The 1,763-nt window shown below is 60.0% G+C and carries 3 protein-coding genes; all 3 read right to left on the reverse strand.

Annotated elements, in window-relative coordinates:
• A partial coding sequence (locus N3C12_14560; protein ID MCX8073649.1) for a cytochrome C biogenesis protein CycH occupies window positions 1–189 on the reverse strand: 189 nt, incomplete at its 3' end.
• Window positions 186–1,535, reverse strand: a complete 1,350-nt coding sequence (locus tag N3C12_14565; GenBank protein ID MCX8073650.1) for a restriction endonuclease subunit S — start codon at window positions 1,533–1,535, stop codon at window positions 186–188. The genes N3C12_14565 and N3C12_14560, both read right to left, overlap by 4 nt.
• On the reverse strand, window positions 1,525–1,763 hold a 239-nt coding region (locus tag N3C12_14570), incomplete at its 5' end, for a hypothetical protein (GenBank protein ID MCX8073651.1). The genes N3C12_14570 and N3C12_14565, both read right to left, overlap by 11 nt.

Consider the following 1,763-nt stretch of genomic DNA (forward strand, 5'->3'; position numbering starts at 1 on the left):
ACATACTGCGTCACGCTCAAGCTCCCCCTCGGCAAAGACGTTGCGCACGTGCTTGGTGATGACGGAGCGCTCGCGGCCGAAAAGCTGGGCCATCTGCTCCTGCGTGAGCCAGACCGTATCCTGATCCAGCCGCACCTCCACGCGCGCCTCGCCGCCTTCGTAGATGATGATCTCGCTGGCAGGCTTCACAGGCCCCGCTCCTTGAGGAAGGCCTCGGCGTCCTTCACCCGCAGTTCGCCGGAGATCAGTTTGGGCAGCAGGGTGTCGCGGAGTTGGGCGAGGGTGCGGGACTCCCGTTCGTTTTCCGCGAGCTGTCGATAAAGTAAGGCAGCCGACCCTGTGAAACTTGTCAGCACCGGGTCGGAAGGAACTACGACGCGAAGTGGTCGGAAGTTGCTTTTGCTGATCTCCTGAAACGTCGAGCCGTTGGCGTTGCCGACGATGGCATCCATGCTTTCAAGACACCAGAGCAATACGAAGACGTTTGACAGAACACCATCGCATTTCATTGCGATGAAACCTTGATTGATCGCAGTAGGAACTTCAGCAATCGCCAAGTAGCCGATTGGCGCCCGTGAAGAGAGCAGCACCGTGCCGACTGGCAAAAGGCCAGAACTGATCTTTGCAAGACCGGCATCCGTAATCTTTCGATCCGTGTCCAGCAAAACGGGAAACTTCAGAGTGGACAGGTCTTTGGGCGTTGCCCAGCAGTGTTGCCCTCCTTCCCAAAACTCCGGCTCTTTGGTGCTGGGCGTCGATCCACCGCAGACTGTCACCTCCTCACCAATCGTAGAGTAACGCCAACCCTCCGGAATCTCGCCCAATTCCGATTCGACCAACCGGTCGGGGAAGAGGTCGTAGAGGTGGGCGGGCAGGCCGGGCAGGGACTGGCTGCGCTGCCAGCGGCCTTCCATCTTGGCGCGCACAGGTTCGAAGTCCACGAACCACGCCTTGAACAAGGCCCGCGCCATGGCCTCCAGCGTTTCGTTCTGGCGGCGGTTCAGTTCAATCTTGTCGTCCAGCGTGCCGAGGATGTGGGCGATGGCGCGTTGTTCATCCAGCGGTGGCTCTGGTATGAGCACCTTTAGTAGTTCCGCTTGCCGAATGCCCTGAGCAGTGGTTCCAGTAGCGCGCGATAGTAGGTCGTGCTGCACACCTTGCGAACGTAGGGCGTAGTACAGGAACCGGCCTTGCATCCGGTTCTTCTTTGTCCGGAGTCCAAATAAACGCTGCCCTAAGCACCAATCGAGCTCCTTTTCGACGAACGCGACCTCGCCGAGCGGCGCCTCGGAAGTCATGAGAACGTCGTCGGCCAAGAGCGGGGATTTCATCCAACGGAAATAGGTTTGATCGTCCACAAACCGAGGCTCATCTGCCGTCAAGTCGATGCGACCATCTTTGACGGCTTTCGCGGAGATGACGCGATGTCCCTGGCCAGTGAAATCGCTGCCGAGCTTCAGTGGCGTAACACCTCTCCGGTCAAGTACCTCGGCTAGGAGTTCACCGAGCGGGGTTGGCTTCCAATCAGGGCGCATACCCCAACCTCGCCAAGTTCTCGCGCATCACCTTCTCCAGCCGCGCGCTCACGGCAAACAGCTCGCCGAGCCGCGCCGTGAGCCGTACCCGCGACTGCTGCAGCGGCCTGCCGTCACGAAACGCACGACATCCAAATAAATGCACGCGTGCATTTCCCGTCCATATCCGTGCATTTACGGTCGTCACCTGGGTGTCCTCCGGTAGGCCACGCCGCGCCCGCGCCCGCC

It is taken from the genome of Candidatus Binatia bacterium (assembly GCA_026415395.1).
GTDB lineage: Bacteria > Desulfobacterota > Binatia > HRBIN30 > HRBIN30 > HRBIN30.

Bases quoted from the DNA above. Each gene is read 5' to 3' on its own strand.
- N3C12_14565 (MCX8073650.1), bottom strand. From the start codon at position 1,535: ATGCGCCCTGATTGGAAGCCAACCCCGCTCGGTGAACTCCTAGCCGAG.